Raw genomic sequence first — 25,236 nt, 5'->3', positions numbered from 1 at the left:
GGACCCCGTCCGTGATCACTCGTCCGTGGCGGTCGTCTTCCCGGCGGCGATCAGATCCATGATCGTCTGATCGGCAAGCGTGGTCGTGTCGCCGACGCCGCGACCCTCGGCGAGGTCGCGGAGGAGTCGGCGCATGATCTTCCCCGAGCGCGTCTTGGGCAGCTCGGGCACGATCATGATCTGCCGCGGCTTGGCGATCGGGCCGATCTCCTTGCGGACGTGGTCGGAGAGCTCCTTGTGGCAGTCCTCCGGCGACCCGTCGCGCAGGATGACGTACGCCACCACGGCCTGGCCCGTGTCGGGATCGGTCGCACCGACGACCGCCGCCTCGGCGACGTAGGGGTGCGAGACGAGGGCCGACTCGATCTCGGTCGTGGAGAGCCGGTGCCCGGACACGTTCATCACGTCGTCGACGCGGCCCAGGACCCAGACGTCGCCGTCCTCGTCCTTCTTCGCGCCGTCGCCGGCGAAGTAGAACCCTTGGTCCTTGAACCGCGCCCAGTAGGTGTCGATGTAGCGCTGGTCGTCGCCCCAGATCGTACGCAGCATCGACGGCCACGGCTGGGTCAGCACGAGGTAGCCCCCGGCACCGTTCGGGACGGAGACGCCGTTGTCGTCGACCACGTCGGCGCCCACGCCCGGCAGGGCCTTCATCGCCGAACCCGGCTTCCCGTGGGTGACCCCGGGGAGCGGCGAGATCATGATCGCGCCGGTCTCGGTCTGCCACCAGGTGTCCACGACAGGCACCGAGGAGCCACCGATGACGTCGCGGTACCAGATGTAGGCCTCGGGGTTGATCGGCTCACCGACGGACCCGAGCAGGCGGACCGAGGAGAGGTCGCGGCCGTCCGGGATGGCGCGCCCCTGCTTCATGAACGTTCGGATCGCGGTCGGCGCGGTGTAGAAGATCGTGACGCCGTACTCCTCGATGATCTGCCACCAGCGACCCTTCTCGGGGAAGTCCGGGGTGCCTTCGTAGAGCACCTGGGTGGCGCCGTTGGCCAGCGGTCCGTAGACGATGTAGGAGTGGCCGGTGATCCAGCCGATGTCGGCGGTGCACCAGTAGACGTCGGTCTCGGGCTTGAGGTCGAAGACCTCCCAGTGCGTGAACGCCGCCTGGGTGAGGTAGCCGCCGGTCGTGTGCAGGATGCCCTTCGGCTTCCCGGTGGTGCCCGAGGTGTACATGACGAAGAGCGGGTGCTCGGCGTCGTGCGCCACCGGAGTGTGCTCGGTCGACGCCGACGACACGACATCCGACCACCACTTGTCGACCGAGTCGTTCCAGTCGACGTCCTGCCCGGTGCGCTTGACCACGAGTACGTTCTCGACCAGCCCGGGCTGAGTCGCCTCGACCTTCGTGACCGCCTCGTCCACGGCGGGCTTGAGCGCCGAGGGTGCGCCACGGCGGTAGCCACCGTCCGAGGTGACGATCAGCTTCGCGCCGCAGTCGACGACGCGGGTCGCGAGAGCGTCGGCGGAGAAGCCGCCGAAGATGACGGTGTGGATCGCGCCGATCCGCGCGCAGGCCAGCATCGCGATGACAGCCTCGGGGATCATCGGCATGTAGATCGCCACCCGGTCGCCCTTGCCGACCCCGAGGGCCTCGAAGGCGTTCGCGGCCCGGGAGACCTCGTCCTTGAGCTCGGCATAGGTGATGGTGCGCTTGTCGTCGGCAGGCTCGCCGACCCAGTGGATCGCGACCCGGTCGCCGAGCCCGGCCTCGACGTGGCGGTCGACGGCGTTGTAGGCGACGTTGATCTCGCCGCCCTCGTACCACTTCGCGAACGGCGGGTTGTCCCAGTTCAGGACGCGATCGAACGGCTTGGACCAGGTGAGCCGTTCCGCGGCGGCCGCCCAGAACGCGTCGCGGTCCGCGGTAGCGGCGTCGTACACATCGGCCTTGACGTTGGCAGCGGCGGCAAGCTCGGCCGGGGGCTCGAACCGGCGCTTCTCGTGCAGCAGGTTGGACAGGGTCTCGTCGCTCACAGTGACTCCTACGTACGAAAAATGTGTGGCTCAAGCCACAGGGTAGTGCGGGGGAAAGAATGATGGCGGGCCGTCGTACAACACCTGTGTACGACGGCCCGCCGTGATGGATCAGTGCGTGATCGCCTTCTCCGAGCCGGCGCCGGTGAGGGCGCGCACCTCGAGCTCGACGTAACGCTCAGCGGTCTCCGGCTCCTTCGACGTCACCGTGCCCAGCCAGCCCAGGAAGAACCCGAGCGGGATGGAGATGATGCCGGGGTTCTCCAGGGGGAACCAGGAGAAGTCGATGCCGGCCGGGAACAGCGAGAGGCTGTCGCCGGTGGCCGGGTCGACCTTGCCGGAGACGACCGGCGAGAAGAAGACCAGACCGACACAGGAGATCAGGCCGCCGTAGATCGACCACACCGCACCACGGGTGTTGAACCGCGCCCAGAACATGTTGTAGATGATCGCCGGCAGGTTCGCCGAGGCGGCGACCGCGAACGCCAGTGCCACCAGGAACGCGATGTTCAACGACTGCGCTGGGATGGCCAGCAGGATCGCGACCAGGCCGATGCCCGCCGCGGCCCAGCGGGAGACCTTCATCTCCTCCTTCTCGGTGGCCTTGCCACGCTTGATCACCGAGTTGTAGATGTCGTGGGCGACGGAGACCGAGGAGGTCAACGTCAGACCAGCGACCACGGCGAGGATCGTGGCGAAGGCGACCGCGGCGATGAGAGCCAGCAGTACGGCGCCGCCGACGGAGCCTTCACCGCCACCGACCTCCTGGGCGAGCAGTGGTGCCGCCAGGTTGCCGGCCTTGTCCAGGGTGGACGGGTCGACCAGCGCGGCCGCACCGAAGCCCAGGACCAGGGTGAACAGGTAGAAGACGCCGATCAGGCCGATCGCCCACAGCACCGACTTGCGAGCATCCGCCGAGGTCGGGACCGTGTAGAAGCGGATCAAGATGTGCGGCAGGCCGGCGGTGCCGAGCACCAGGGCGAGCCCGAGCGAGACGAAGTCCAGCTCGCTGGTGAAGCTCAGGCCGTACTTCAGACCGGGCTGGAGGAAGGCGTCGCCCTTGCCCGAGGCGTCGGCGGCGGAGCCGAGCAGCTCGGAGAGGTTGAAGCCGAACTGGGCGAGCACCAGGATGACGATCAGCGCCGAACCGGTCATCAGCAGGACGGCCTTGACGATCTGGACCCAGGTGGTGCCCTTCATCCCGCCGACGGTGACGTAGAAGATCATCAGCGCGCCGACGAACAGGATCACGATGTTCTTGACCGCTTGGTCCTCGACGCCGAGCAGCAGGGCCACCAGGGCGCCCGCACCGACCATCTGGGCCAGCAGGTAGAAGATCGAGACGACGACCGTGGAGGTCGCCGCCGCCAGCCGGACCGGACGCTGCTTCATCCGGTACGCCAGCTGGTCGGCCATCGTGTAGCGACCAGAGTTACGCAGCATCTCCGCGACCAGCAGCAGCGCCACCAGCCAGGCGACGAGGAAGCCGATCGAGTAGAGGAACCCGTCGTAGCCGGACAGGGCGATGGCGCCGGAGATGCCGAGGAACGACGCCGCCGACATGTAGTCGCCGCCGATGGCGAGGCCGTTCTGGAAACCGGAGAAGCCGCGGCCACCTGCGTAGTAGTCGGCCGCGGTCTTCGTCTGCCGGCTCGCCCAGAAGGTGATGCCGATCGTGACCGCGACGACCGCGAGGAAGAGGACCGTGGTGAGGATCTGGCTACCGTCCATCAGAGCTGCCTCTTCTCGATCTCGTATTCCTCGTCGAGCTTCCGAGCCAGCGGGTCGAGGTGCTTGTTGGAGTAGTTGGCGTAGAGGTAGGCGATACCGAACGTGGTCGCGAACTGGAGGAGCCCGAAGACCAGCGCGACGTTGATGTTGCCGACGACCTTGGTGTTCATGAAGTCCTCTGCCCAGTTGGAGCAGAACACGTAGAGGAGATACCAAGCCAGGAATGCCACCGTGGCCGGGAAAACGAACTTCCGGTACGCCGACCGCAGAGCGCGAAACTCCGCTGTGGCGTGCAGACTGTCGTAGACCGGGTCGTGCCGGTGGGCTTGGTCGTGCGCTTCTTCGCTCACGGTCTAACCCTTTCGTTGACGAGGCCGTCAACCGTGGGGGTGGATGACGGACGACGTGTGATCGCAGTCACATTAGGGGCCTGTCGGACCGCTCGTCGCGGGGTAACGCCCGGTCCCTCGGTAGACGGCGTCGTCGCGCGACGAGCGGTCGATTTCGTACGCTGAATGGCTGCTGTCGCGGCCCGGTCAGCGCTCCTGCAGGGCCGCCTTCATGGACGACACAGCCGGCTCGGTCACCGGCTCAGGGGAGTGCAGGCGGACCAGGAGCCGGGTGGTGTGGGCCGGGACGTGGGCGGCGGAGGCGAGGCTGACCACGATCATGACGGCGAAGGAGAGCGGCACCGCCCACAGCGCGGGCTGGGTGAGCGCGACATCCGCCCAGGTGCCCGTACGCGACCCACTGATCGTGAACACCACGGCCGACCCGGTGGTGACCAGGCCGGTGACGAGACCGGTGGCGGCGCCGTAGGCGGTCAGCCGGCGCCACCAGATGCCGAGCAGGAGCAGCGGGCAGAAGGTGGCGGCGGCGAGAGCGAAGGCCAGCGCGACGCCGCGGGCGACCCCGACGCTGGGGGTCAGCAGGGCGCCGGCGACCGGGACGATGACGGCGACCAGGGAGGCGATCCGGAAAGCGGCGACGCCGCCGAAGCGGCTGCCCCTTCGGCGCAGCAGCGGCACGACGACGTCCTGGGAGAGCACTCCGGAGACGGCGATCGCCAGACCCGACGACGTCGAGAGGAAGGCCGCGAAGGCGCCGGCGCAGACCAGTCCGGTGAGCGCGTCGCCAGCCCAGCCGGGGACCATCAGCCGGGGCAGTTCCAGCACCAGGGTGTCGGCGGAGGCGGGGGTGGCTGCGTACACGCGTCCGAGGAGGCCGAGGATCGGCGGCAGCAGGTAGAAGACGCCGAGGAGAGCCAGCACGACCAGGGTCGTGCGGCGGGCGGCGCGGCCGTCGGGGTTGGTGTAGAAGCGGACGCCCACGTGCGGGAGGCCCATCGTGCCGAGGAAGGTCGCCGCGATGAGCGAGTAGGTGGCGTAGAGGCCGGTCGTGGTGTCGGTGCCGATGGGTAGCGACCAGGCCTGGCTGAGGTCGGCGCGGGGTGCGCCGTCGTTGGCCCAGACCGCGACCAGCACCCCGACGGGCACCAGCAGCGCGGTCAGCTTGAGCCAGTACTGGAAGGCCTGGACGAACGTGATCGAGCGCATCCCGCCCGAGAAGACGCTGACCAGCACGACCGTCCCGACCAGCACCGGTCCCACCCAGCGAGGTGCGCCCGCGACCAGCTCCAAGGTCAGCCCGGCGCCCTGCAGCTGGGGCAGCAGATAGAGCCAGCCGATGCTCACGACCAGCAGCGAGCAGAGCCGCCGCACTCCTGTGGAGGCGAGCCGCTCCTCGGCGAAGTCGGGCAGTGTATACGCCCCTGACCTGCGCAAAGGTGCCGCGACCAGGGTCAGCAGCACGAGATAGCCGGCGGTCCAGCCGATCGGATACCAGAGCATCTCCGCGCCGGAGGTGAACACCAGCCCGGCGACCCCGAGGAAGGAGGCGGCCGAGAGATACTCCCCGCCGATCGCGCTCGCGTTGAGTCCGGGTCGCACCGACCGCGACGCGACGTAGAAGTCGCTGGTGGTGCGGCTGAACCGCAGGCCCCAGGTGCCGATGGTCAGCGTCGCCAGGGTGACCAGGGTGACCGCGACGATCGCCGGGGCGGAGTCGAGGGTCATGGCGTCTCGTCGTCCGAGCGGAGCAGGTCGGCATAGCTGGCCTCGTTGCGTTCTGCGCCGCGCAGGTACCAGCGGCCGAGGAGGAACAGGAACGGGTAGACCAGCACCCCAAGGAGCAGCCAGGGGAGCGGTACGCCGAACGGCGCGGTGCGGACCAGACCCGGAGCCAGCCAGAACAGCAGCGGGAGCGAGCCGACGCCGAGGAAGAGCACCGCCAGGGTGCGGAGGGCGATCGAGAACTGGGCGCGCATCAGCGAGCCGAGGTAGATCTCGCCGAGGCGGGTGTCCTCGTCGACGTCGACCCGTCGGACGGCCGGGCGTCGTCGGGGCGGTCCGGTGACGCGTACGCGCTGTGGTTCTGTCATCGGGATCGGCTCATGACCGTCGGGCCAGCAGGTCCTTGAGCTGGCGCGTGTGCCGGCGGCTGACCTGCAGCTCGGTCCCGCGGGCGGAGCCGCCGACTACGACCGAGCAGCGCCCGGCCTCCGAGCGCACCTCGGTCACGTGGGCGAGGTTGACGAGGAGGGAGCGGTGGATGCGTACGAACCGGGCGGAGGCCCACTCCTGCTCCAGCTGGGTCAGCGGGACCCGCACCAGGTGGGACGCGTCGGCGGTGTGCAGCCGGGCGTAGTCGCCCTGCGCCTCCACGTGGGTGATCTGGGAGCGCCACACGAAGCGGGTGACGCCGCCGAGCTCGACCGGGATCTGTACGTCACCGCTCGGCTCCTCCTCCGGCATGCTGCCCATCAGCCGGGTGACGGTCTCTGCCAGCCGCTCGGCGCGCACCGGCTTGAGCACGTAGTCGACGGCGCGCAGGTCGAACGCCTCCAGCGCGTGCTCCTCGTGAGCAGTCACGAACACGACCGCCGGCGGCGTCTTGAACCGGGCCAGCAGCCGGGCCAGCTCGAGCCCGTTCAGGCCGGGCATCTGGATGTCGAGGAACACCGCGTCCACCCCCGACCCCTGCAGCTGCTGCAGCCCGTCGGTCGCGTTCAGGCAGGTGCGCACCTCCGCGACCCGCGCGTCCTGGGTGAGCAGATAGGAGAGCTCGTCGGCCGCCGGCGGCTCGTCGTCGACGACCAGGATCCTCAGCCGGCCGCCGGGCGCTCCCTGTCGCGCGGCGAACGCCTGCGTCGTACGGCCACTCATGTGTGCACTCCTGGGGCGAACTTCGGGATTCTGAGGATGACCTTCGTGCCGGCGCCGGGGGCGGTCTCCACCACCAGGCCGTAGTCGTCGCCGTAGGCGTTGCGGAGCCGGGCGTCGACATTGCCGAGCCCGACGGAGTCGGCGCCGCCGGCCAGCGCGTTGCGTACCTTCTCCGGGTCCTCGCCGGCGCCGTCGTCCTCGACCTCGATCACGCACTCGGTGCCGCTGTCGGCGGCCCGGATGGAGATGTGGCCGGTCTGCGCGTCGGCCAGGCCGTGGCGTACGGCGTTCTCGACCAGCGGCTGCAGGCACAGGAACGGCACCGCGATCGGCAGCACCTCGGGCGCCACCGAGAGCCTCACCGAGAGCCGCTCGCCGAACCGAGCCTGCTCCAGCAGGAGGTAGCGCTCCACGGAGCGGAGCTCCTCGGACAACGTCGTGTACTCGCCATGGGTCCGGAAGGAGTAGCGGGTGAAGTCCGCGAACTCCAGCAGCAGCTCGCGGGCACGCTCCGGATCGGTGCGTACGAAGCTGGCGATCGCCCCCAGCGAGTTGTAGATGAAGTGCGGGCTGATCTGCGCGCGGAGCGCGCGCACCTCGGCCTCCATCAGGCGCCGCCGCGACGCGTCGAGCTCGGCGAGCTCGAGCTGGCCGGAGACCCACGTCGCGACCTCGTCGGTGGCGCGGACCATCATCGCGGAGGTGTCCGGGGCGTACGCCTGAAGCGTGCCGACCAGGTGGTCGTCGACGACCAGCGGGCTGACCACGGCGGAGTGCAGCGGGCAGCCCGCCTGGCCGCACTCCAGGTCGACCCGGTCGTAGAACCGGGTCGCGCCGCGCTCCAGCGTCCCCTCGGCCAGCTTGGTCACGTGCTCCTGGTGGTGGGTGCCGATGCCTTCCCAGGCGAGCAGGCCGTCGGTGTCGGTGATCGCGAGCGCGGGGGCGGCCAGGAGCGCCTGCAGGTGAGGGGCGGCGCGCTCGGCGCTGTCGACGGTCAGGCCGCCACGCAACGCCGGGCTCGCCAGCGATGCGTTGTGGAGGGTGCGGAAGGTCGCCCGATCGGCTTCTGTGCCCAGGTGGGTGCGCAAGGGAGAGCGCAGCCAGCGCCGCATCCGCACTCCTCTCTTCCGATCACACAATTGTGACGGCGCCCACGCTATCTGTCACCCGGGCCACCGCAGGGGCGCGAGGTAGGTTTGCGGCATGCGATTGAGTCGAGTGATCCCGGGTCTGCTGGCTGTCGGCGTAGCGGGCGCGGGCGCCGCCTTCGTGATCGGCATGCGCAACAAGTCGCCGTGGTTGCAGGACCGCATCCGCGCCTTCTCGAAGCGCTTCGCCTCCGAGGCCCTGAAGACCGCCGGGATGGAAGGCGCCACCAACGGCGTCGTCCTCCACGTCGGCCGCGCGAGCGGACGGGAGTACGCCACCCCGATCACGCCGTTCCCGACCCCCGACGGCTTCGTCATCAACCTGCCCTACACCTCGAAGGTCGACTGGGCCCAGAACGTGCTGGCCGCCAACTCGGCCACGATCGTCTACGACGGCGTCGACCACCGGGTCACCGACCCGCGCGTCGTCCCGTACGCCGAGGTCGCGCCGCTGCTCCCGAAGGCTGCCGGCGTCTTCCGGGCCGTCTTCGACGTCCAGGAGTTCCTCCGCGTCACCAACGCGGACTGATTTCGTCGTCGGGTTGGCGGGACTCGAACCCGCGATCGCCTGGACCCAACCCAGGAGGGATAGCCGCTTCCCCACAACCCGTGCAGTGTCTTCACGGGCGCGGTCGCTGCTGCATGACGACCACGTTAGACAGGCCATGACCCCGAACGCACACGATTTATCGATTTATCGGCGGTAGGTTGCGACGCGTGGGATACGAGCTGAGGGACCGGTTGGTCGTCGGGATCGCCTCGAGCGCGCTCTTCGACCTCACCGAGTCGGATGCGTACTTCCGCGAGCACGGCGAGAAGGCCTACCGCCGCTACCAGGACGAGCGCATCGACGACCCGCTCAGACCGGGTGTCGCGTTCCCGTTCATCAAGCGACTGCTGAGCCTCAACGACCTGGCGGCCGACGCCGACGACGGGCTCGTCGAGGTGATCGTGGTCTCGCGCAACGACCCCAACACCGGTCTGCGGGTGATGCGCTCGATCGAGCACCACGGCCTGCCGATGACCCGCGCGGTCTTCACCCAGGGCCGCTCGCCCCACCCCTACATCGGCGCGCTCGGGATGTCGCTGTTCCTCAGTGGCAACCGCGAGGACGTCATCGCGGCCAGCCGCGAGGGGTTCCCGGCCGGTCACGTGCTGCCGTCGGCGGCGACGTACGACGAGACCGATCGCTCCGTGGTCGTCGCCTTCGACTTCGATGGTGTGCTCGCCGACGACGGCTCCGAGCGGGTCTTCCGGGAGGAGGGGATCGAGAGATATCGGGCCTACGAGGCCAGCCGGAAGGCCGAGCCGCTCGAGCCCGGGCCGCTGCAGCCGCTGCTGCGCGACCTCAACCGGATCCAGCAGATCGAGGAGCAGCGCCGCCTGGAGGATCCGGGCTACGAGCCACGGCTGCGGATCGCGCTCGTCACCGCCCGCGGAGCCCCCGCCCACGAGCGGGCGATCCGGTCCCTGCAGTCCTGGGACGTCTACGTCAACGAGGCCTTCTTCCTCGGCGGCGTGGAGAAGGTGCGGGTGCTCGAGGTGCTCCGTCCGCTGATCTTCTTCGACGACCAGACGACCCATCTGGACGAGGCGGTCGAGTCGATCGCCGGTGTCCACATCCCCTACGGCGTCGCCAACGCCGACGACGTTCCCGCTGGTCAATAGCGCTTTACAGTTCATCCACAGGAGGTTGTCATCTGGTGGATGGACCCGGGCATATGTCACCCTGGGCTGAGTTGTACAGATTCTGTTCACTTGAGAAGTGCGAGGAGTTCACTCGATGACTTCGGCTATGTGTGCCAAGTGCACCGAAGACGAGGAGATCCGGGTTCTCTCGCGTTCGGCGGGGGGCCGCCGGCGGCTGATGTGCTGCAGGTGCGGGTACGCGTGGGAGAGCGGGCGCTCCGGCCCCGCCCGGAGGACCGGCCTGAACGGCCTGTTCGGAGCGGCCTGACGCGCCGCCGGCGTACGTTTCACGCCGACGTCGCCTGAGGTTCATCTCGCGCGGGCGCGCAGGTGTTGCGGAGTGGCTTGGGTAGAGGGCTGAGACCTGTCTCGGGATCCCCTACCAAGCTCCGAGGAGTACCAACCCATGTCCGCAACTCGACGCTCCCTGCTCACCGGAGGAGCCGCGGCCGGGGTCGGCCTGGCCGTCGCCGGTGCCGTTCCCGCTCTTGCCGAGGCGAAGCCGGCGCGGCCCGGCACCCCGGGACGCAAGCGCGCCCGCGAGCCGTTCCCGCCGCTCGTGGACGACCCCAAGGGGATCCTCGCGCTGGCCGAGGGGTTCGCGTACGCCATCGTCACCTCCGCCGGGGAGACGACCCTGAAGACGGGTGAGAAGACGCCGTCCAACCACGACGGGATGATGGTTCTCGGCGGGAGGCGTGGGCGCTACACGCTGATCCAGAACCACGAGATCGAGCCCGGTGAGGGCATCCCGGTCCCGCTCGTCGAGGGCACCGTCTACGACCCGGGCGCGCCGTCGGGCGGCTGCACCGTGATCACCACCGACGCGGGCGGCGCCAACTTCGGTGAGTTCGTCGCGATCTCCGGCACCTCCACCAACTGCGCCGGCGGCCCGACGCCGTGGGGGACCTGGCTGACCTGCGAGGAGACCGTCAACGACGCCGGCGAGGAGTGGGAGGGCGAGGACGGCGCCAAGGGCGTCTACGAGAAGGACCACGGGTACGTCTTCGAGGTCTGGGCCGACGGTTCGGCCGACCCGCGCCCGATCAAGGCCTTCGGCCGCTACGACCACGAGGCCCTCGCGATCGACAAGACCCGCACGAAGGTCTACCTCTCCGAGGACGCCGACGAGCCCAACGGGCTCTTCTACCGCTGGACCGCCCCGGCCGGGGTGAGGCTCGGCCCGGGCGTGCTCACCGAGCTGGCCGACGACGCCGGCACGCTCGCCGCGATGCAGATCATCCTCCCCGACGGCTCGGTGCTGCCCGACGTGGCCTACCTGACCTCCGCGCAGATGGGTCAGCCCTTCCCGGTGAAGTGGAAGACCGTCCCCGAGCGCGACGCCCAGGAGACGCCGTGCCGCGAGCAGTTCGCCGACGGCGAGGTCACCCGCGGCCGCAAGTTCGAGGGCGTGTGGGGCACCGACGAGGGCGTCTACGTGGTCAACTCCTACGCGTGGGAGGAGGGCGACATGCCCGCCGACGCGTCCCCGCACGACGGCATGGTCTGGTTCTACGACTACGCGGCCGAGACCATCCAGCTGGTGACGTACTTCCCGCACCAGACGCAGTCCGAGGACGACGCCCCGGCTCCGAAGTACAGCGACCTCACCTTCGACGGCCCCGACAACGTCACCGTCACCCCCTGGGGTTCGCTGGTGCTCGCCGAGGACGGCTCCGGCGCCTCACACGTGCTCGGCGCGTTCCCGGGCGGCCCGTCGTACGCCATCGCCCGCAACGACCTCAACGACTCCGAGTTCTGCGGGCCGTGCTTCTCGCCCGACGGCAAGGTCCTCTTCGTCAACATGCAGGACCCCGGCTACACCCTGGCCATCACCGGCCCGTGGGAGCGCTACCTCGGCTGAGGATCGGCGGATCAGGAGATGAGACGTACGTGGCGGGCGGCTCGGGCGCCCGCAGCGTCGTTCGGGCAGCCCGAGCCACCCTCAACTCAGTGTGTGCTCAATCCCCTTGAGAGGGCCGCGACGTGATCCAGCCGCCGTCGATGTTCAGGTGAAGAGGATGGTGCGAAGGAGAGGCCCAGATATGCGCCCAGGTTCGCCTTGTCGCCGGGCCATCGTGCGAGGAGTTCGGCGGTTCGCGCGGTGCCGATGAGGATCGCGACATCACGACCGAGCCAATGCGCGGCGGCAAGGTCCGAGTCGTACTCTTCGGCGGCCAAAACACCATTGCCCTCTTCGGTTTGGTAGAGGGAATCGCTCACCTCTGAGGAGTCGAAGTACCACGACAGCACGATGCCGATGTCTTGGGCGTCTTTGAATTCGCCGTAGGAGGAACGATCAAGCCAGGCGGCGAGCTTGGCCGCCGCGTATCCGGAGGGGGAAGGCAGACGGATGGGGTCGGCGAGCCCCAGGTCGAGCGGCACCGCGGCGTCGTAGATCTCATCGAACGCCCACACGCTGACGGCTTCCTTACGAGGTGGTGGGGTGACGACGCCGGCAGGGTGCTCGACCCCGCCGAATGCAAGGAGGTCGACGTCGATACCCGCGATGCGGTATCTGATCTGGTTGCTGCCGGTCGGTGCGAAAGTGCTGGTGAGATCCCGGTACGAGTCCCAGGAGGCCAAGGCAACCGCGATATCGATATCGTGCGTGGGTCTTGTCTTGGTCTCATGCCCGAGCGAGGTGTGCCAGAGATCGCGGGCGTGGGCGCCGACGAGCATGACGTCGTCAGGATGGAGGTTCGTAGCGGCGCTCAGGGCCGCGTCGACGACGGCTCTCACCGGGTCGAGCGTTCCAGCCGGTACGCGGGAGAGATCAAGCTGCATGGTCACGCAGATCATGGGCGATGGCGCGTAGGCGCGGGTCTCCGGCCGCCAGAAGATCGGCGTAGACAAGTGGCCACGGACTGAGTCGAGGCGACTCCGCTGGGTGTTTTTCACCGTCGGGATCGCGCCAGAATTTCCGTCGTACGAAGATGTTCATGGTGCCGTCGGTGCGCCAGCGGTTCAAGATCGGCAGGCTTGGTCCGTCGGGCTGCGCGAGGTCGTCGACGTAGAGGGTCAGCGTCGCAGGACGGATCGAGTCGCGTACGGCACTCTCGCCGCTGATGTGGATCGACGTGCCGCGGAGCTTCTCGACGTCGATGTCCCCATGGAAGTCGGCTAGCCGAAGCCGAGGGGCGAGCCCGCCGGGGAACGCTGCTGCCCAGTGGTCGAGAAGGTCGCTGTTCCGGGTCCCGGGCGCGGGTAGATCGTAGCCCGACGCACGGAGTAGCCGCAGCGTGTCGTTCACCAGCCCCACCGATACGCCAGAGGCTTGGGCGATCTCGCGCTGGGAGGCGCGCCAGAGCGCCGGCCAGGCGAGAAGGGCGAAGACAACCTGAGATCGGCTGGTGCTGAACAGGTTGGTGACCGTGGTCGTTGGCGACTGCGGTGCGGGACCCCTCGGTCGGCGTCCGCGGACATCCACCAAGACATCGCCGAACTCGATATGGGCGTTGCCTGCCGCATCTGCGTACTGAATGCCGGCGCGGCTGAGGGCGTCTGCCGTCTTAGGTGGGACGTGGTGAGCCCAGACGAGCAGCGGTAGCCCGCCGGCGAGGACCAGCGCGCCTCGAGCGTCGGCCAGCCGGAGTCGCTGGGTCCCCATGAAAGCGTACGGCGTGGTCGTCCTGCCGCGGCTTAGTGTGGCCCTGCAGAAGACATAACCGTTGTGGTCCGTGGGCGACTCCAGTTCGAGGGCTAGACCGAGCTCGCTCAGGTATGTCACCGCAGTGTCAGGGTCGATGGTCATCGTCACGTCCGTTCAGTATTTCCTGTTGTTCAGGGTAACTGAACAACAGGAAATACTGAACACCATCGCCGCGGGTCGGTTGTCGTTTGTCGACGGTTACCCGAGGTTGACCAGCTGGCCGGCCGGCGGCGAAGTGCCGTCGGTGCCTGACAGGACGTCGGTCGTGGCGACCACGCCCCACCTGGTCCACTCGACGGCCCCAGGAGTCGGCGGTGAGGCCTTGGTCCAACGGTGGCCGTGGCGTACGGCGGTGATCTTGTTCCCGAACATCTCGGCCACGTAGATCGTGCCGTGCGGACTCACCGCGACGCCGGTGGCACCCAGGAAGCCACGAGCGATCTGCTTCTGGTGACCTGTGCGGGCGTCGATCTTGAAGACGCTTCCGCGAGATCCGAGCTCGGGGCCTTCCGGCCCGCCCGGCAGGCTGGAGACGTAGAGCCGCCCGTCAGGGCCGGTCTCGACATCGGTCGGCACGCCCTCGAAGTAGTAGGTCCGACCCACGAAGCATGGGTCGAGCCCGAATCCCTCGACGGCCTCCGCAGTGAACTTGTACGGGATCCCCGGCAGCGTCGCGACGGTCTTCACATGACCCCACGAGGAGACCGACAGGATGCTGTTCCCGCCGGCGTCGGCGACGTAGGTGCTCCCCTTCTTGGTCGCGGTGGCGTACGGGTGGGAGTCGACTCCGCCCTTGTACGACGCGGGCGCGCCGATCTCGGCCGGCCACTTCGCGTCACACTCGGGGTCGCTCTTGCGGAACCCGTAGGACGTACGGCTGTCGGGGTTGCGCTTCTTCTCGTAGGCGTGCAGGTCGGCGACGGTCTTGACCTTGCCGGACGGGTAGAGCCTCTTCAGCCAGCTGCCCGTGTTCTCGAAGGTCTCGCGGTTGGAGCGGGTGACGACGAAGGTCACCACGCCGTCGTGGACGGACAGCCCGCCGACCTCGTAGCCGTTCGGATCGGTGTAGACGACCTTCGGCGACTTGCCCGGCCGGACCTTCAGGATCTGACCGGCGAAGTTCGAGGAGACGTACGCCGTCCCGTCATCGCCCACCGCCGCACTGAGCGGGGAGAGCAGGCCGGATGCGAGTACGCCGGTGGGCAGACGAGGTTTGGAATGTGCCTGCGCTGCTGGGGTGGTGGCGATGAGCGCCGCACCGAGGATCAGTGCGGCGGCCGCCGTCAGACACCGTGGAAGTCTGGACATTGCGTGTCCCCCTTGTGTTGTCTGTACCGACCAGCGACCGCGTCGTCGCCGGTCGTTCTTCAGTCTCATTTCCTCTGGTGGCGATCGAATCGCCCGGTTTGGGTAACGCCGTCCTCGGTGGCAGCGGTGAGGTTGTGAGCCCTGTGAGGTCGTGAGAGGAAGTTGACGGGCCTGCGCGCGAGGGTTGGCGCCGGCTGAAACGTGGACTGGCGATGGTGAGTGATATCTCGCCGACTGCCGCATCTGAGGAGCCCACCATGAGCCGCCGCTACTGGATCGACGACTGGCGTCCGGAGGACGCCACCTTCTGGGAGGAAACCGGGGCGAAGACCGCCCGCCGCAACCTGATCTGGTCGATCTTCGCCGAGCACCTCGGCTTCTCGGTCTGGCTGATCTGGTCGGTCTCCTCGGCCTTCCTGGTCGCCCAGGGCTTCGACTTCACCCCGAGCCAGCTGTTCTTCCTGATCGCCATCCCGAACCTGGTCGGCTCGCTGCTGCGGGTGCCCTACACCCTCGCGGTGCCGAAGTTCGGCGGCCGCAACTGGACGATGATGTCGGCCGCGCTGCTGCTCGTGCCGACCCTCGGCTTCGCGTACGCCGTCACCCAGCCGTCCACCCCCTACTGGGTCTTCTGCGTCATCGCCGCCACCGCCGGCCTCGGCGGCGGGAACTTCGCCTCCTCGATGGCGAACATCAACTTCTTCTACCCCTCCGACAAGAAGGGTGCCGCGCTCGGCCTCAACGCCGCCGGCGGCAACCTCGGCGTCGCGCTCATCCAGTTCCTGCTGCCGGTCATCGTCGGCGGTGCCGGCATCTTCGGGCTGATCAAGGCCTCCGACGGCGGCATCCACCTCGAGCGCGCCGCCTTCGTCTACGCGGCGCTGGCCGTCATCGCGATCTTCGCCGCCTTCTTCTTCATGGACAACATCACTGACGCCAAGTCCTCCCCGAAGGAACAGCTCTCGGTTGTGAAGTCGAAGCAGACCTGGATCATGTCGTTCCTCTACATCGGCACCTTCGGGTCCTTCATCGGCTACTCCGCCGCGATGCCGTTGCTGATCAAGCTCAACTTCTGGGTGCCCGAGCCCGCGCCGCTCGGCACCGGCATCTACTTCGCCTACTTCGCCTTCCTCGGCGCCCTGATCGGCTCCGCGACCCGTCCGCTGGGCGGCTGGCTGGCCGACCGCTGGGGCGGCGCGAAGGTCACGCTCGGCGCGTTCATCGGGTTGGTCGTCTTCACCCTCGGGGTGCTGTGGACCCTGATGCAGCTCACCCCGAACCCGGACGCGACCCCCGCGATCGCGTTCGAGAACCAGTCCTGGTTCCCGGTCTTCCTGGGCTTCTTCATGCTCGTCTTCGCCTCGACCGGCATCGGCAACGGTTCGACCTACAAGATGATCCCGTCGATCTTCCGTCGTGAGGCCGAGCTGGCCACCACGCCGGGCACCGCCGAGCGTGACGCCGCACTCGTCGGATCGACCAAGAAGTCCTCCGCCGCGGTCGGCATCATCGGCGCCGTCGGCGCGGTCGGCGGCTTCCTCATCCCGATCGCCTTCAACAGCCCCTGGGTCGACAACCCCCTCGACGCCACCAAGTCGGCGTTCATCGCCTTCACCATCTTCTACGCCGTCTGCGCCCTGGTCACCTTCGTGGTCTACCTGCGGCCGCAGGGCGCGCGAGTGGGAGAACTGGCCGACGTACGCATCTGAGCGCCCAGCCCGCCTGTAACACGCTGTTCGTCGGACTTCTCGCCCTATCAGATAGGGCGAGAAGTCCGACGAACGACGTGTTACTCGCGGCGGCTCCTCAAGCCAGCCCGATCGCCGCCTCCGCCGCGGCCAGGACCGGCGCGGTCGCCTCGCGGCACCTCTCGGCTCCGGCGGCGTACACCTGCGTCACGTACGTCCGGTCGGCGGCGAGCTCGCGGTAGCGCTTCTGGATCGGCTCGAGCTCGGCGACGACCGCGTCGGTGACCGCGGCCTTCAGGCTGCCGTAGCTCGACAGCCCGGTCGCCGATCCGCCGCAGGCCTCGAGGATGTCGATCAGGTTGGTGACCCCCGGCCGCTCCTCGTCGCGGGAGACGTCTCCGGCAGAGTCGGTGACCGCACGGGCCACCTTGCGACGTACGACATCGGCATCGTCCAGCAGGAAGATCGAGCCCGGGTGCGTGTCGCCAGCCGACTTCGACATCTTGCGGGTCGGCTCGGCCAGATCCATGATCCGGGCCCCGGCCTCCGGATGCACCGCCTGTGGGACCGAGAAGACCCGGCCGTACGTCGTGTTGAACCGGATCGCGATGTCTCGGGCGAGCTCGACGTGCTGGCGCTGGTCGTCGCCGACGGGCACCTCCGTCGCCCCGTAGAGCAGGATGTCGGCCGCCATCAGCACCGGATAGGTGAACAGCGAGGCGCGCACCGACGCCCCCACGCGGCGCGACTTCTCCTTGAACTGGATCATCCGGCCCAGCTCACCGGTGTGCGCGACGCACTCGAGCAGATAGCTGAGCGAGCGATGCGCGGGGACGTGGGACTGGATGAACAACGTGGCCGGTTCGAGCCCGGACGCCATCAGGAGGAGAGCCATCTCCTCCGTCCGCGTACGCAGCACCGACGGTTCGTGCGGCAGCGTCAGCGCGTGCAGGTCGGAGAGCCCGTAGAAGGCGTCCGAGTCGGCCGTGGCGGCCATCTCGACAGGCTCGATACATCGCATCGGCCGCAGCGCGCCGAGCAGGTTGCCGATGGTGAGTCGGCCGGAGGGGGTGATGAGGGAGAGTCGCCTGGTCATGGTGGACCTTTCGGGGTGGTGAGGCCCACGGGTCAGCGACGATCAACGAGAAAGGCCGCCCGTGGGCGGCCTGATGTGAGTGCTCAACAATCGGGTGGACCGCCTAGGAGGCGGACCACCACTGGGTGGAACGAATGCTGAACACCTCGCCAGTGTCTCACACGTCACAGATACCGTGTGGCTCATGACGACTCCGCCGACCACGTGGCCGACCTCGTGCCAGGGGCACTCGACGGTCGTCTTCGACGAGAGTCTGGCCGACTACGACTTCGGCCCGACCCACCCGATGGCGCCGATCCGGGTGGACCTGACGATGCGCCTGGCCGGCGAGCTCGGCGTACTCGACCATCTGAAGGTTGTCGAGGCGCCGATGGGCACCCCGGAGCAGCTGCTCACCATCCACGACGAGAGCTACATCGAGGCGGTCATCAAGGCCGGCAGGAGCGGCGAGTCGGACCTCGCCCATGGCCTCGGCACCGAGGACGACCCGGTGTTCGCGCACATCCACGACGCCAGCGCCCACATCGTCGGCGCGAGCATCGAGGCCTGCCGCCAGGTCTACTCCGGCGAGAGTCTGCACAGCGCCAACATCATGGGCGGCCTCCACCACGCGATGCGCGGACGGGCGGCCGGGTTCTGCATCTACAACGACGTCGCCGCCGGCATCCAGTGGCTCCTCGACCAGGGCGTGAAGAAGGTCGCGTACGTCGACGTGGACGTGCACCACGGGGACGGTGTCGAGCGGGCCTTCTGGAACGATCCGCGCGTCCTGACGATCTCGCTCCACGAGACCGGCCAGCTGCTCTTCCCAGGCACCGGCTTCGCCGAGGAGGTCGGCGGGCCGGAAGCCGAGGGGAGCGCGGTCAACGTCGCGCTGCCGCCCGGCACGGCCGACCACGGCTGGCTGCGCGCCTTCCACGCCGTCGTGCCCGACCTGATCCGGGAGTTCCAGCCGGAGATCCTGGTGACCCAGCAGGGCTGCGACTCGCACACCGACGACCCCCTCGCCGACCTGGCGCTCAGCGTGGACGGCCAGCGGGCGGCGTACGTCGCGCTCCACGAGCTCGCCCACGAGGTGGCCGGGGGCAAGTGGGTGGCGTTCGGCGGCGGCGGTTATGCGGTCGTAGACGTCGTGCCACGCGCATGGACGCACCTTCTTGCGCTAGTGTCGGGGAATCCCTTGGAGCCGACGCTCGACGTGCCAGGTGGCTGGCGTGAGCACGTGCAGACGCGCCTCGGGAGGGTCGCACCGTTGCGCATGACGGACGGGCGTGAACCGGCCTACCGCGACTGGGGGAGCGGATATGACCCCGGCACGTGGCTGGACCGGCAGGTCCACGCGACTCGCACAGCGGTGTTCCCGCTGCACGGGCTCGACCCGATGCCGTAGCCCAGTCAGATAGTTTCGGGACGGTCTAGAAACCGCAGTTCGTCGCGCCCAGATGCAACTCGACACGCCGGTGGTATGTGAGATTCTCAGGGGTGTCCCCTTCCCCATCAGTCACATCAGGCCCTATTCTCACTTTGGGATCGCGTTTTGGACCGGCGGTGGGGAAGCCGCCGGCGTCGCGATCACTCGAGAGAGAACGGTGGAAGCAGATGGTTACTCCTTCTGGAGACATCTCTGACAGCAAGTTCCTGACCGTTGCCGAGGTTGCGTCGATGATGCGCGTATCCAAGATGACGGTCTACCGGTTGGTTCATTCGGGCGAGCTGCCTGCGGTGCGTGTCGGTCGTTCCTTCCGGGTTCGGGAGGACGACGCGAACGAATACCTCAAGAGCTCGTTCTACAACGCGGGCTAGTTGTCGGACCCCGCGCCCAGCACAATGGGCGCGGGGGCAACACCGATCCCATCGGGTCACCGATTCTCTCTGGGTGCCCTGGCTTCGTTAGTCTTACCCCCTAGGTCTGTTTGCCGCGCGCTGCGGTGAGTGGCCGCGTCGGCACCGGGCCGGCATTCTCTGCAACGATCGTGAAGGGTTCCCCGTGGGTTCTGTCATCAAGAAGCGTCGCAAGCGCATGGCGAAGAAGAAGCACCGCAAGCTGCTCAAGAAGACTCGCGTCCAGCGCCGCAAGCTCGGCAAGTGACGTTCGTGGCGTAGGTGGCGGAACGCACCGGACCTGGCCGAAGCGAAGCCCGAGGCGGGCAGCAGGGTCGGGTCCTCCTGGTCACCGGGGTCTCGCGTGACCTCGGTCGCCGTTTTGCGCGCGCTGCCGCCCGCCACCCCAACGTCGAGCGGGTGATCGGCGTCGATGTCGCACCGCCTCGCGGTGACATCGGCAAGGTCGGATTCGTCCGAGCCGACATCCGCAACCCGGTGATCGCCAAGGTGATCGCCAAGGAGGAGGTCGACACCGTCGTCCACCTCAGCGTCATCGCGACCCCCGGCACCACCGGGGGTCGTTCGACGATGAAGGAGCTCAACGTCATCGGGACGATGCAGCTCCTCGCGGCCTGTCAGACCGCGCCGTCCCTGCGTCAGGTCGTGGTGAAGTCGACGACCCAGGTCTACGGGGCGAGCAGCCGCGACCCGGCGATGTTCACCGAGTCGATGGAGCCGCGGCGCACGCCGTCCTCCGGCTATGCCCGCGACGCGGCCGACATCGAGTCCTACGTACGCGGCTTCGCCCGTCGTCGCCCGGACATCGCTGTCACGGTGCTGCGCTGTGCCAACGTTCTCGGTCCGAGCGTGGTCAGCCCGATCGCGTCCCACTTCCGGCGCGCGGTCGTGCCCAACGTGCTCGGCTTCGACCCGCGCCTGCAGTTCCTCCACGAGCAGGATCTCTACGGCGTCCTCGAGCATGCCGTACGCACCGGGGTCCCCGGGACGTTCAACGTCGCCGGCGACGGCGTGCTGACCCATTCGCAGGTCGCGCGCCGGCTGCAGCGGGTCACCGTGCCGATCCCCGAGCCTCTCTTCGGCCTGGCGAGGTTCGGCGGCGGCGAGTATCCCGCCGAGCTGAGGGCGCTGCTGACCTACGGTCGTGGCGTCGACACCACGCGGATGCGCTCGCTGCTGGGCTTCGAACCCCGATACACGACCGAGGACACGGTCGTAGACTTCGCGGACAGCGTGATGCCGTCCGCGAACCGTGCCGACCGTGCGCTGGCCGCCTTGGAGAGCCGACTGACAGGAGCGCCCGGTGACTGAGTCCCCCGCCCAGGGTTTCACCGGCACCACGGCGCGCGAGCGCCACCCGCTGCGGGCGATCCCGGCGGCCGACTGGGCCGCGGCTCTGGAGAGCGCCGCCAAAGAGGTCTTCGGCGCCGAGTGGGAGGAGCAGCTCGCTCGGTTCATCGTGTTCCTGCGCCGCCGGATCTCCGGCGAATACTCCGTCGACGAGTACGGCTTCGACCGCGAGCTCACCCAACGCTTCATGCTGGCCGTGCTGCGGCCGATCAAGGAGAAGTGGTTCCGGGTCGAGGTGCGCGGCATCGAGAACATCCCGACCGACGGCGGCGCCCTGATCGTCTCCAACCACTCCGGCACGATCCCGATGGACGGCCTGATGACGATGGTCTCGATCCACGACGAGCTCGGTCGCAACCTGCGCCCGCTCGGGGCCGACCTAGTCTTCCGGATGCCGATCGTCGGCAACATCGCCCGCAAGGCGGGCGCGACGCTGGCCTGCAGCGAGGATGCCGAGCGGATGCTGCGCAACGGCGAGCTGGTCGGCGTCTGGCCCGAGGGCTTCAAGGGCATCGGCAAGCCCTACAGCGAGCGCTACAAGCTCCAGCGCTTCGGTCGCGGCGGCTTCGTCTCCTCCGCCCTGCGCACCGGCGTCCCGATCGTCCCGCTCTCCGTCGTCGGCGCCGAGGAGATCTACCCGCTCGTCGGCAACATCCCGGCCCTCGCCAAGGTCATCGGCGTGCCCTACCTGCCGATCACACCGTTCTTCCCGCTCCTCGGGCCGCTGGGTCTCATCCCGCTCCCGTCGAAGTGGCTGATCGAGTTCGGCGAGCCGATCCGCACCGATGCGTACGACGCCTCGGAGGCTGACGACCCGATGCTGGTCTTCAACGTCACCGACCAGGTGCGCGAGACGATCCAGCAGACGCTCTACCGCCTGCTGGGCGAGCGCGCCTCCGTCTTCGGCTGATCCCGAGAGGTCACCCCGCCGAGAAGTCAGTTTCTGACCGCGAGAGGTCGATTTCTGAGATCGACTGGACCACTCGATGTCAGAAATCGACCTCTCGGCGGGATTACGGGGTGAGGAGGCCGGTGGCGCCGGCGAGCACGTCGCCGACCAGGCCGGTGACGCCGGTGACAAGGCCGGTGACGGGGTCCGTCACGGTGCCGGGGTCGGTGTCCGGATCCTCGGAGGGATCGCCGTCGGAGGGGGTGGACGGGGTCGGCAGGATGCTGCCGTCCTCCTCCGGTTCCTCAGAGGGCTTCTCCGCCTCGTCCTTCTCGCCCTTGGGATCGGTCACCGAGCCGGGACCGATCTTGTCGGGGTCGATGGAGGGCAGGTCGAGCGCGTTGTCGTCCTGGGTGAGCGGCGGCAGCGCCTCGGCCTCGACGACGGTGTCGGCCGGAAGCAGCCCGTCGATGTCGGAGGTGAGGCTGGAGACCAGTGTCGCGGGAAGCTCGGTGATGCCACCCTCGCAGGTGGGGCAGAGCTGGGCGGCGGCCTGGTCGATCAGCACGAGGGTCTGCGCGGCGTCGGAGATTGCCGGCTCGGCACGCTCGGGCACCTGCGGGCTCAGCTCGGCCAGCTCCTCGACGCCATCGGCCGCGAACGTACGCAGCTGGGCGAGCGAGTCGTTGTCCTGGGACTGCTCGAAGTCGCTGATCAGCAGGTCGGAGCCGTGCGCGGCCTGTCGCGAGAAGGTCTCGAGCGTCGCGGTGACCCGCTCGGAGTCGGTCATCGGCGCGTCGGCGACCAGCGACTTGGCCTCGCGCAGGCGGGTGCCGGCGTCCTCGAGGATCCGGATGCCACGGGCCTGGGTGCTGACGGTGAAGCCGGCGGAGACGTTCTCCACGGCACGCTTGACCGGGTAGAGCGAGTCACCGGGCAGAGCGGTCTGGGACGCGGCCGCGGCACCCGCGGTGCCGCCGACGATCGCCATCGCGGCGAAGGCGACAGCCAGCTTGCGCTGCCGGCGCGGCCTGCGTACGGGACCGACGGTGAGCTTGCGCTCGACCGTCTTCTCGGTGCGCGGCGCGGGCACGAGCTCGGTGTCGGCGGCCTCCATGAGGCGCTCGCGAAGGGAGACGGAGAAGTCGCGACTGGGGACGGCGGAGTCGCTGAGAGTGGAGAGCGACGAAGCGAAGACGGCCAGATCACGAAGCTCGTCGGCAGACTGCGAGGCACGCCGATCCGTCGCGGCAGCAGCCGCGACCATTCGGTCGAACTCGTCGGCACGCTTTCGCGCCGGGAATGCCGGGCTCATCGGGGGGTTCCTACTCGGTATCGGCTGTCAGGGATTCGTCGAAACAGCTGCGCACAAGGTGCTGCCATGTCGGACAACGAGTCGCCCCGGCCGCGGGTTACGGCAACCGGTCGAGCATTCAAGGTGGTGCGGAACACAGTCATCAGCGGATCCCGTCAGGCATCTGCTTGGCGAGATTGCGGATCCCGCGCAGCTGGAGCTGTTTCACGGCTCCGTCGCTGCGCCCGAGGATAGCCGCTGTCTCTGCGATTGACAGCCCTTGGAGGAAACGCATGATGATGCAGTCGCGCTGTTCGTCGGGCAGTTTGGTGAGAGCCCCGAGCAGCATCTCGTTGGTGATCCCGGCCATCACGATCTTCTCCGGCCCGTCCGAGGACGAGTCGTGCTGACCCATGTCCTCGGTGGTCATCTCCAGGCGCGTACGTCCCGCCTTGAAGTGGTCCGTGGCCAGGTTGCGCGCGATGGTCATCAGCCAGGCGCCGAAGTCCTTGCCCTGCCAGCGGAAGCCGGTCATCGAGCGGAGCGCCCGGAAGAACGTCTCCGAGGTCAGGTCCTCGGCGACCTGGGTGGAGCGGGTCCGGTAGAAGAGGAACCGGTAGACCGCGCCTTGGTAGTGGTCGTAGAGGAGGCCGAACGCCTCCTTGTCACCCTTGCGGGCGAGCTCGACGAGCGCGATCAGCCGGGTGCGGTCGGCCTCGCTCTCCTCCGAGGAGGTGGCGAGCTCGGTGTCGTCGTCCGGCTCGTTGTCGGAGCGGGGCTTGGACTCGTGGGTGCCACCCGAGCCGCGACGCTCGGGCTCGGCGAGCGGACCGGACGCACCGGCAACGCCGGCGTAGGCGGGTTCGTAGCCCTCGTTCATCAAGAGCTCGACCGCAGCACGCAGCGCATCCAAGCGACGATGGACGTCATTGGCGCGGCGCGACATGTGGGTCCCTCCCGAAGACTCCCCCTGAGCGAGCCCAACCTTACGGGTTAGGGCATCCCGATGTCAGGTCCCGAGCCGAAGTTGCCTCGGCGTGTGTTGGCAATTTCCTGACAGAGCGGCGAATACCCGGCACTGCATACAGGTCGCCAACGGCGCGATCAGTCCCGCCGTCCGCGGAGTGCGATCGCCACCGCGATCGCCCCTGTGGCCGCCCCGCCCAGCGCCGCGGTCACCACGCCGGCCCGGGCCGCCTTGCGCCCGGTGCGGTAGTCACGGATCGGCCATCCCTTCACGCGCGCGTGGGCGCGTAGGCGCGCGTCCGGATTGATCGCACAGGGATGCCCGACCAGCGAGAGCATCGGCAGGTCGTTGTAGGAGTCCGAGTAGGCGGCGCAGCGGGAGAGGTCGAGGCCCTCCCGGGCGGCGATCGCCTTGACCGCCTCCGCCTTGGCCGGCCCGTGGAGCATCTCGCCGACCAGCTCACCGGTGTAGGCGCCGTCCTCGGTGGCCGCCACCGTCCCGAGCGCGCCGGTGAGCCCGAGCCGCCGGGCGATGACCCGGGCGGCCTCGACGGGCGCCGCGGTCACCAGCCACACCCGCTGTCCCTGGTCGATATGGGTCTGCGCGAGGGCCCTGGTGCCGGGCCAGATCCGGTGGGCCATGCCCTCGTCGAAGATCTCCTCCATCAGGCTCTCGACCTCCTCGGCGCGATGGCCGCGGATGAACGACAGCGCCGACGAGCGCGCCGACTCCATGTGGGCAGGGTCCTCGACCCCGGCCACCCGGAAGTAGGCCTGCTTGTACGCGGCCGAGGCGATGTCCCGCGTACGGAAGAACTTGCGCCGGTGCAGGCCGCGGGCCAGATGGAAGATCGTCGCGCCCTGCATGATCGTGTTGTCCACGTCGAAGAAGGCTGCCGCTGTCGGGTCTCCGGTCGTCGGATAGAGCCAGGCCTCGATCTCCGCGGCCGCGGCCGATGCCTCGCCCGCGAGAGCCGAGCGGCGTTTGAGGTCTTTTCGCCGCAGCTCGGCACGGCGGCGGTCGCTGGCGCTGCTCATTTCGCCAACAGTAGTGGTCCGGACGTCGTCACGGGACCCAGGTGTCAAGATGGTCGGATGGAACCGCGTGTGACCTTTTACTCCCGTCAGGGCTGCCATCTGTGCGACGAGGCTCGGGTGGTCCTCGAGAAGGTGGTCGGGGACGACTACACCGAGGTCGACATCGACGCCGACGAGGAACTGCGCGAGCGTTTCACGAACGAGGTGCCCGTGACGTATGTCGACGGGAAGCAGCACGACTTCTGGCGTGTCTCCGAGGAGCGGCTGAGGACAGCGCTCGCGCGCTCCCCAGAATAACTGTCGATCGGCCCATTACCCCGAACAACCCCCCTCTG

General features: G+C 68.5%; 24 protein-coding genes and 1 tRNA gene. 10 read left to right on the top strand and 15 right to left on the bottom strand.

What is annotated here, in order from left to right; all coding sequences use genetic code 11:
* Nucleotides 1–15: 15 nt before the first annotated feature.
* The 7 genes from acs to ABZY89_RS19310 all read right to left on the bottom strand — a co-directional run bounded on the left by acs (nt 16) and on the right by ABZY89_RS19310 (nt 8,053).
* Complete coding sequence (gene acs, locus ABZY89_RS19340; RefSeq protein ID WP_355229793.1) at nt 16–1,986, bottom strand: acetate--CoA ligase; 1,971 nt, start codon at nt 1,984–1,986, stop codon at nt 16–18.
* Between the two features lie 111 nt (nt 1,987–2,097).
* Complete coding sequence (locus ABZY89_RS19335) at nt 2,098–3,717, bottom strand: cation acetate symporter (protein WP_355229791.1); 1,620 nt, start codon at nt 3,715–3,717, stop codon at nt 2,098–2,100.
* Nucleotides 3,717–4,067: a DUF485 domain-containing protein gene (locus ABZY89_RS19330; protein ID WP_355229789.1), complete on the bottom strand. Its 351-nt coding sequence runs from the start codon at nt 4,065–4,067 to the stop codon at nt 3,717–3,719. The genes ABZY89_RS19335 and ABZY89_RS19330 overlap by 1 nt, the downstream gene beginning before the upstream one ends.
* A gap of 186 nt (nt 4,068–4,253) precedes the next feature.
* Nucleotides 4,254–5,792 carry a cation acetate symporter gene (locus tag ABZY89_RS19325; RefSeq protein WP_355229788.1) on the bottom strand — a complete coding sequence of 513 codons (1,539 nt, stop codon included), beginning with the start codon at nt 5,790–5,792 and terminating at the stop codon, nt 4,254–4,256.
* A complete protein-coding gene (locus ABZY89_RS19320) occupies nt 5,789–6,157 on the bottom strand; it encodes a hypothetical protein (RefSeq protein ID WP_350665926.1) in 369 nt (122 codons plus the stop codon). Before ABZY89_RS19320 ends, ABZY89_RS19325 begins: the two co-directional genes overlap by 4 nt.
* 10 nt (nt 6,158–6,167) lie before the next feature.
* Nucleotides 6,168–6,941 (bottom strand): LytTR family DNA-binding domain-containing protein, encoded by a 774-nt coding sequence (locus ABZY89_RS19315; RefSeq protein ID WP_355229787.1) that lies wholly within the window; start codon nt 6,939–6,941, stop codon nt 6,168–6,170.
* Nucleotides 6,938–8,053, bottom strand: a complete 1,116-nt coding sequence (locus tag ABZY89_RS19310) for a histidine kinase (protein ID WP_355229785.1) — start codon at nt 8,051–8,053, stop codon at nt 6,938–6,940. The genes ABZY89_RS19315 and ABZY89_RS19310 overlap by 4 nt, the downstream gene beginning before the upstream one ends.
* 91 nt (nt 8,054–8,144) lie before the next feature.
* Between ABZY89_RS19310 and ABZY89_RS19305 the strand changes: the two genes are divergently transcribed.
* Nucleotides 8,145–8,618, top strand: a complete 474-nt coding sequence (locus ABZY89_RS19305; protein WP_355229784.1) for a hypothetical protein — start codon at nt 8,145–8,147, stop codon at nt 8,616–8,618.
* Between the two features lie 8 nt (nt 8,619–8,626).
* On the opposite strand, the gene ABZY89_RS19300 is transcribed toward ABZY89_RS19305, so the two are convergent.
* Nucleotides 8,627–8,699 (bottom strand) — tRNA-Pro (locus ABZY89_RS19300).
* Nucleotides 8,700–8,806: 107 nt separating this feature from the next.
* Here ABZY89_RS19300 and ABZY89_RS19295 point away from each other — a divergent pair.
* A complete protein-coding gene (locus ABZY89_RS19295) occupies nt 8,807–9,757 on the top strand; it encodes a 5'-nucleotidase (RefSeq protein ID WP_355229782.1) in 951 nt (316 codons plus the stop codon).
* A 427-nt stretch (nt 9,758–10,184) separates the two neighbouring features.
* Entirely contained in the window at nt 10,185–11,642 is a 1,458-nt protein-coding gene (locus ABZY89_RS19290) for an alkaline phosphatase PhoX (RefSeq protein ID WP_355229781.1), read from the top strand.
* 86 nt (nt 11,643–11,728) lie between these two features.
* Here ABZY89_RS19290 and ABZY89_RS19285 read toward each other — a convergent pair whose 3' ends face one another.
* The 3 genes from ABZY89_RS19285 to ABZY89_RS19275 all read right to left on the bottom strand — a co-directional run bounded on the left by ABZY89_RS19285 (nt 11,729) and on the right by ABZY89_RS19275 (nt 14,738).
* A complete protein-coding gene (locus ABZY89_RS19285; RefSeq protein ID WP_355229779.1) occupies nt 11,729–12,571 on the bottom strand; it encodes a hypothetical protein in 843 nt (280 codons plus the stop codon).
* A complete protein-coding gene (locus tag ABZY89_RS19280; RefSeq protein ID WP_355229778.1) occupies nt 12,555–13,388 on the bottom strand; it encodes a type IV toxin-antitoxin system AbiEi family antitoxin in 834 nt (277 codons plus the stop codon). Before ABZY89_RS19280 ends, ABZY89_RS19285 begins: the two co-directional genes overlap by 17 nt.
* A gap of 240 nt (nt 13,389–13,628) precedes the next feature.
* On the bottom strand, nt 13,629–14,738 hold the full coding sequence (locus ABZY89_RS19275; protein ID WP_355229776.1) for a ScyD/ScyE family protein: 1,110 nt from the start codon (nt 14,736–14,738) through the stop codon (nt 13,629–13,631).
* A 257-nt stretch (nt 14,739–14,995) separates the two neighbouring features.
* On the opposite strand from ABZY89_RS19275, the gene ABZY89_RS19270 reads away from it, so the two are divergent.
* Entirely contained in the window at nt 14,996–16,447 is a 1,452-nt protein-coding gene (locus ABZY89_RS19270; RefSeq protein WP_355229775.1) for an MFS transporter, read from the top strand.
* Nucleotides 16,448–16,544: 97 nt separating this feature from the next.
* Here the strand turns inward: ABZY89_RS19270 and trpS are convergent, their stop codons facing one another.
* Complete coding sequence (gene trpS / locus ABZY89_RS19265) at nt 16,545–17,522, bottom strand: tryptophan--tRNA ligase (protein WP_355229774.1); 978 nt, start codon at nt 17,520–17,522, stop codon at nt 16,545–16,547.
* Between the two features lie 184 nt (nt 17,523–17,706).
* Between trpS and ABZY89_RS19260 the strand changes: the two genes are divergently transcribed.
* The 5 genes from ABZY89_RS19260 (at nt 17,707) to ABZY89_RS19240 (ending at nt 21,624) form a co-directional block, all read left to right on the top strand.
* Entirely contained in the window at nt 17,707–18,912 is a 1,206-nt protein-coding gene (locus ABZY89_RS19260) for an acetoin utilization protein AcuC (protein WP_355229772.1), read from the top strand.
* Nucleotides 18,913–19,121: 209 nt separating this feature from the next.
* Nucleotides 19,122–19,325 carry a helix-turn-helix domain-containing protein gene (locus ABZY89_RS19255; RefSeq protein WP_008356311.1) on the top strand — a complete coding sequence of 68 codons (204 nt, stop codon included), beginning with the start codon at nt 19,122–19,124 and terminating at the stop codon, nt 19,323–19,325.
* Nucleotides 19,326–19,509: 184 nt separating this feature from the next.
* Nucleotides 19,510–19,611, top strand: coding sequence for an AURKAIP1/COX24 domain-containing protein (locus ABZY89_RS19250; protein ID WP_008356322.1), 102 nt, complete (start codon nt 19,510–19,512; stop codon nt 19,609–19,611).
* Nucleotides 19,612–19,625: 14 nt separating this feature from the next.
* Entirely contained in the window at nt 19,626–20,675 is a 1,050-nt protein-coding gene (locus ABZY89_RS19245; RefSeq protein WP_355229770.1) for an NAD-dependent epimerase/dehydratase family protein, read from the top strand.
* The gene (locus ABZY89_RS19240; protein ID WP_355229768.1) at nt 20,668–21,624 is read left to right on the top strand and encodes a lysophospholipid acyltransferase family protein; all 957 of its coding nucleotides are present in this window, start codon (nt 20,668–20,670) and stop codon (nt 21,622–21,624) included. Before ABZY89_RS19245 ends, ABZY89_RS19240 begins: the two co-directional genes overlap by 8 nt.
* Before the next feature lie 103 nt (nt 21,625–21,727).
* On the opposite strand, the gene ABZY89_RS19235 is transcribed toward ABZY89_RS19240, so the two are convergent.
* From ABZY89_RS19235 to ABZY89_RS19225, 3 genes are all read right to left on the bottom strand, one after another.
* A complete protein-coding gene (locus ABZY89_RS19235) occupies nt 21,728–22,918 on the bottom strand; it encodes a DUF5667 domain-containing protein (protein ID WP_355229767.1) in 1,191 nt (396 codons plus the stop codon).
* Between the two features lie 142 nt (nt 22,919–23,060).
* Complete coding sequence (locus ABZY89_RS19230) at nt 23,061–23,843, bottom strand: sigma-70 family RNA polymerase sigma factor (RefSeq protein WP_355229765.1); 783 nt, start codon at nt 23,841–23,843, stop codon at nt 23,061–23,063.
* A gap of 158 nt (nt 23,844–24,001) precedes the next feature.
* Nucleotides 24,002–24,901, bottom strand: coding sequence for an HAD-IB family hydrolase (locus ABZY89_RS19225; protein ID WP_355229763.1), 900 nt, complete (start codon nt 24,899–24,901; stop codon nt 24,002–24,004).
* 57 nt (nt 24,902–24,958) lie between these two features.
* On the opposite strand from ABZY89_RS19225, the gene ABZY89_RS19220 reads away from it, so the two are divergent.
* A complete protein-coding gene (locus ABZY89_RS19220; protein ID WP_355229761.1) occupies nt 24,959–25,198 on the top strand; it encodes a glutaredoxin family protein in 240 nt (79 codons plus the stop codon).
* Nucleotides 25,199–25,236 lie beyond the last annotated feature (38 nt).

Source organism: Nocardioides sp. NPDC006303, assembly GCF_040613175.1.
In the GTDB taxonomy this organism is placed as follows: domain Bacteria; phylum Actinomycetota; class Actinomycetes; order Propionibacteriales; family Nocardioidaceae; genus Nocardioides.
Note: the sequence above shows the minus strand (reverse complement) of the source record. Positions and strands in the feature narration are given on the sequence as shown.

Bases quoted from the DNA above. Each gene is read 5' to 3' on its own strand.
- ABZY89_RS19335 (WP_355229791.1), bottom strand. From the start codon at position 3,717: ATGGACGGTAGCCAGATCCTCACCACGGTCCTCTTCCTCGCGGTCGTC.
- ABZY89_RS19275 (WP_355229776.1), bottom strand. From the start codon at position 14,738: ATGTCCAGACTTCCACGGTGTCTGACGGCGGCCGCCGCACTGATCCTC.
- ABZY89_RS19220 (WP_355229761.1), top strand. From the start codon at position 24,959: ATGGAACCGCGTGTGACCTTTTACTCCCGTCAGGGCTGCCATCTGTGC.
- ABZY89_RS19230 (WP_355229765.1), bottom strand. From the start codon at position 23,843: ATGTCGCGCCGCGCCAATGACGTCCATCGTCGCTTGGATGCGCTGCGT.
- ABZY89_RS19290 (WP_355229781.1), top strand. From the start codon at position 10,185: ATGTCCGCAACTCGACGCTCCCTGCTCACCGGAGGAGCCGCGGCCGGG.
- ABZY89_RS19260 (WP_355229772.1), top strand. From the start codon at position 17,707: ATGACGACTCCGCCGACCACGTGGCCGACCTCGTGCCAGGGGCACTCG.
- ABZY89_RS19225 (WP_355229763.1), bottom strand. From the start codon at position 24,901: ATGAGCAGCGCCAGCGACCGCCGCCGTGCCGAGCTGCGGCGAAAAGAC.
- ABZY89_RS19305 (WP_355229784.1), top strand. From the start codon at position 8,145: ATGCGATTGAGTCGAGTGATCCCGGGTCTGCTGGCTGTCGGCGTAGCG.
- ABZY89_RS19310 (WP_355229785.1), bottom strand. From the start codon at position 8,053: ATGCGGCGCTGGCTGCGCTCTCCCTTGCGCACCCACCTGGGCACAGAA.
- ABZY89_RS19255 (WP_008356311.1), top strand. From the start codon at position 19,122: ATGGTTACTCCTTCTGGAGACATCTCTGACAGCAAGTTCCTGACCGTT.
- ABZY89_RS19325 (WP_355229788.1), bottom strand. From the start codon at position 5,792: ATGACCCTCGACTCCGCCCCGGCGATCGTCGCGGTCACCCTGGTCACC.
- ABZY89_RS19320 (WP_350665926.1), bottom strand. From the start codon at position 6,157: ATGACAGAACCACAGCGCGTACGCGTCACCGGACCGCCCCGACGACGC.
- trpS (WP_355229774.1), bottom strand. From the start codon at position 17,522: ATGACCAGGCGACTCTCCCTCATCACCCCCTCCGGCCGACTCACCATC.
- ABZY89_RS19270 (WP_355229775.1), top strand. From the start codon at position 14,996: ATGAGCCGCCGCTACTGGATCGACGACTGGCGTCCGGAGGACGCCACC.
- ABZY89_RS19235 (WP_355229767.1), bottom strand. From the start codon at position 22,918: ATGAGCCCGGCATTCCCGGCGCGAAAGCGTGCCGACGAGTTCGACCGA.
- ABZY89_RS19280 (WP_355229778.1), bottom strand. From the start codon at position 13,388: ATGGGGACCCAGCGACTCCGGCTGGCCGACGCTCGAGGCGCGCTGGTC.
- ABZY89_RS19315 (WP_355229787.1), bottom strand. From the start codon at position 6,941: ATGAGTGGCCGTACGACGCAGGCGTTCGCCGCGCGACAGGGAGCGCCC.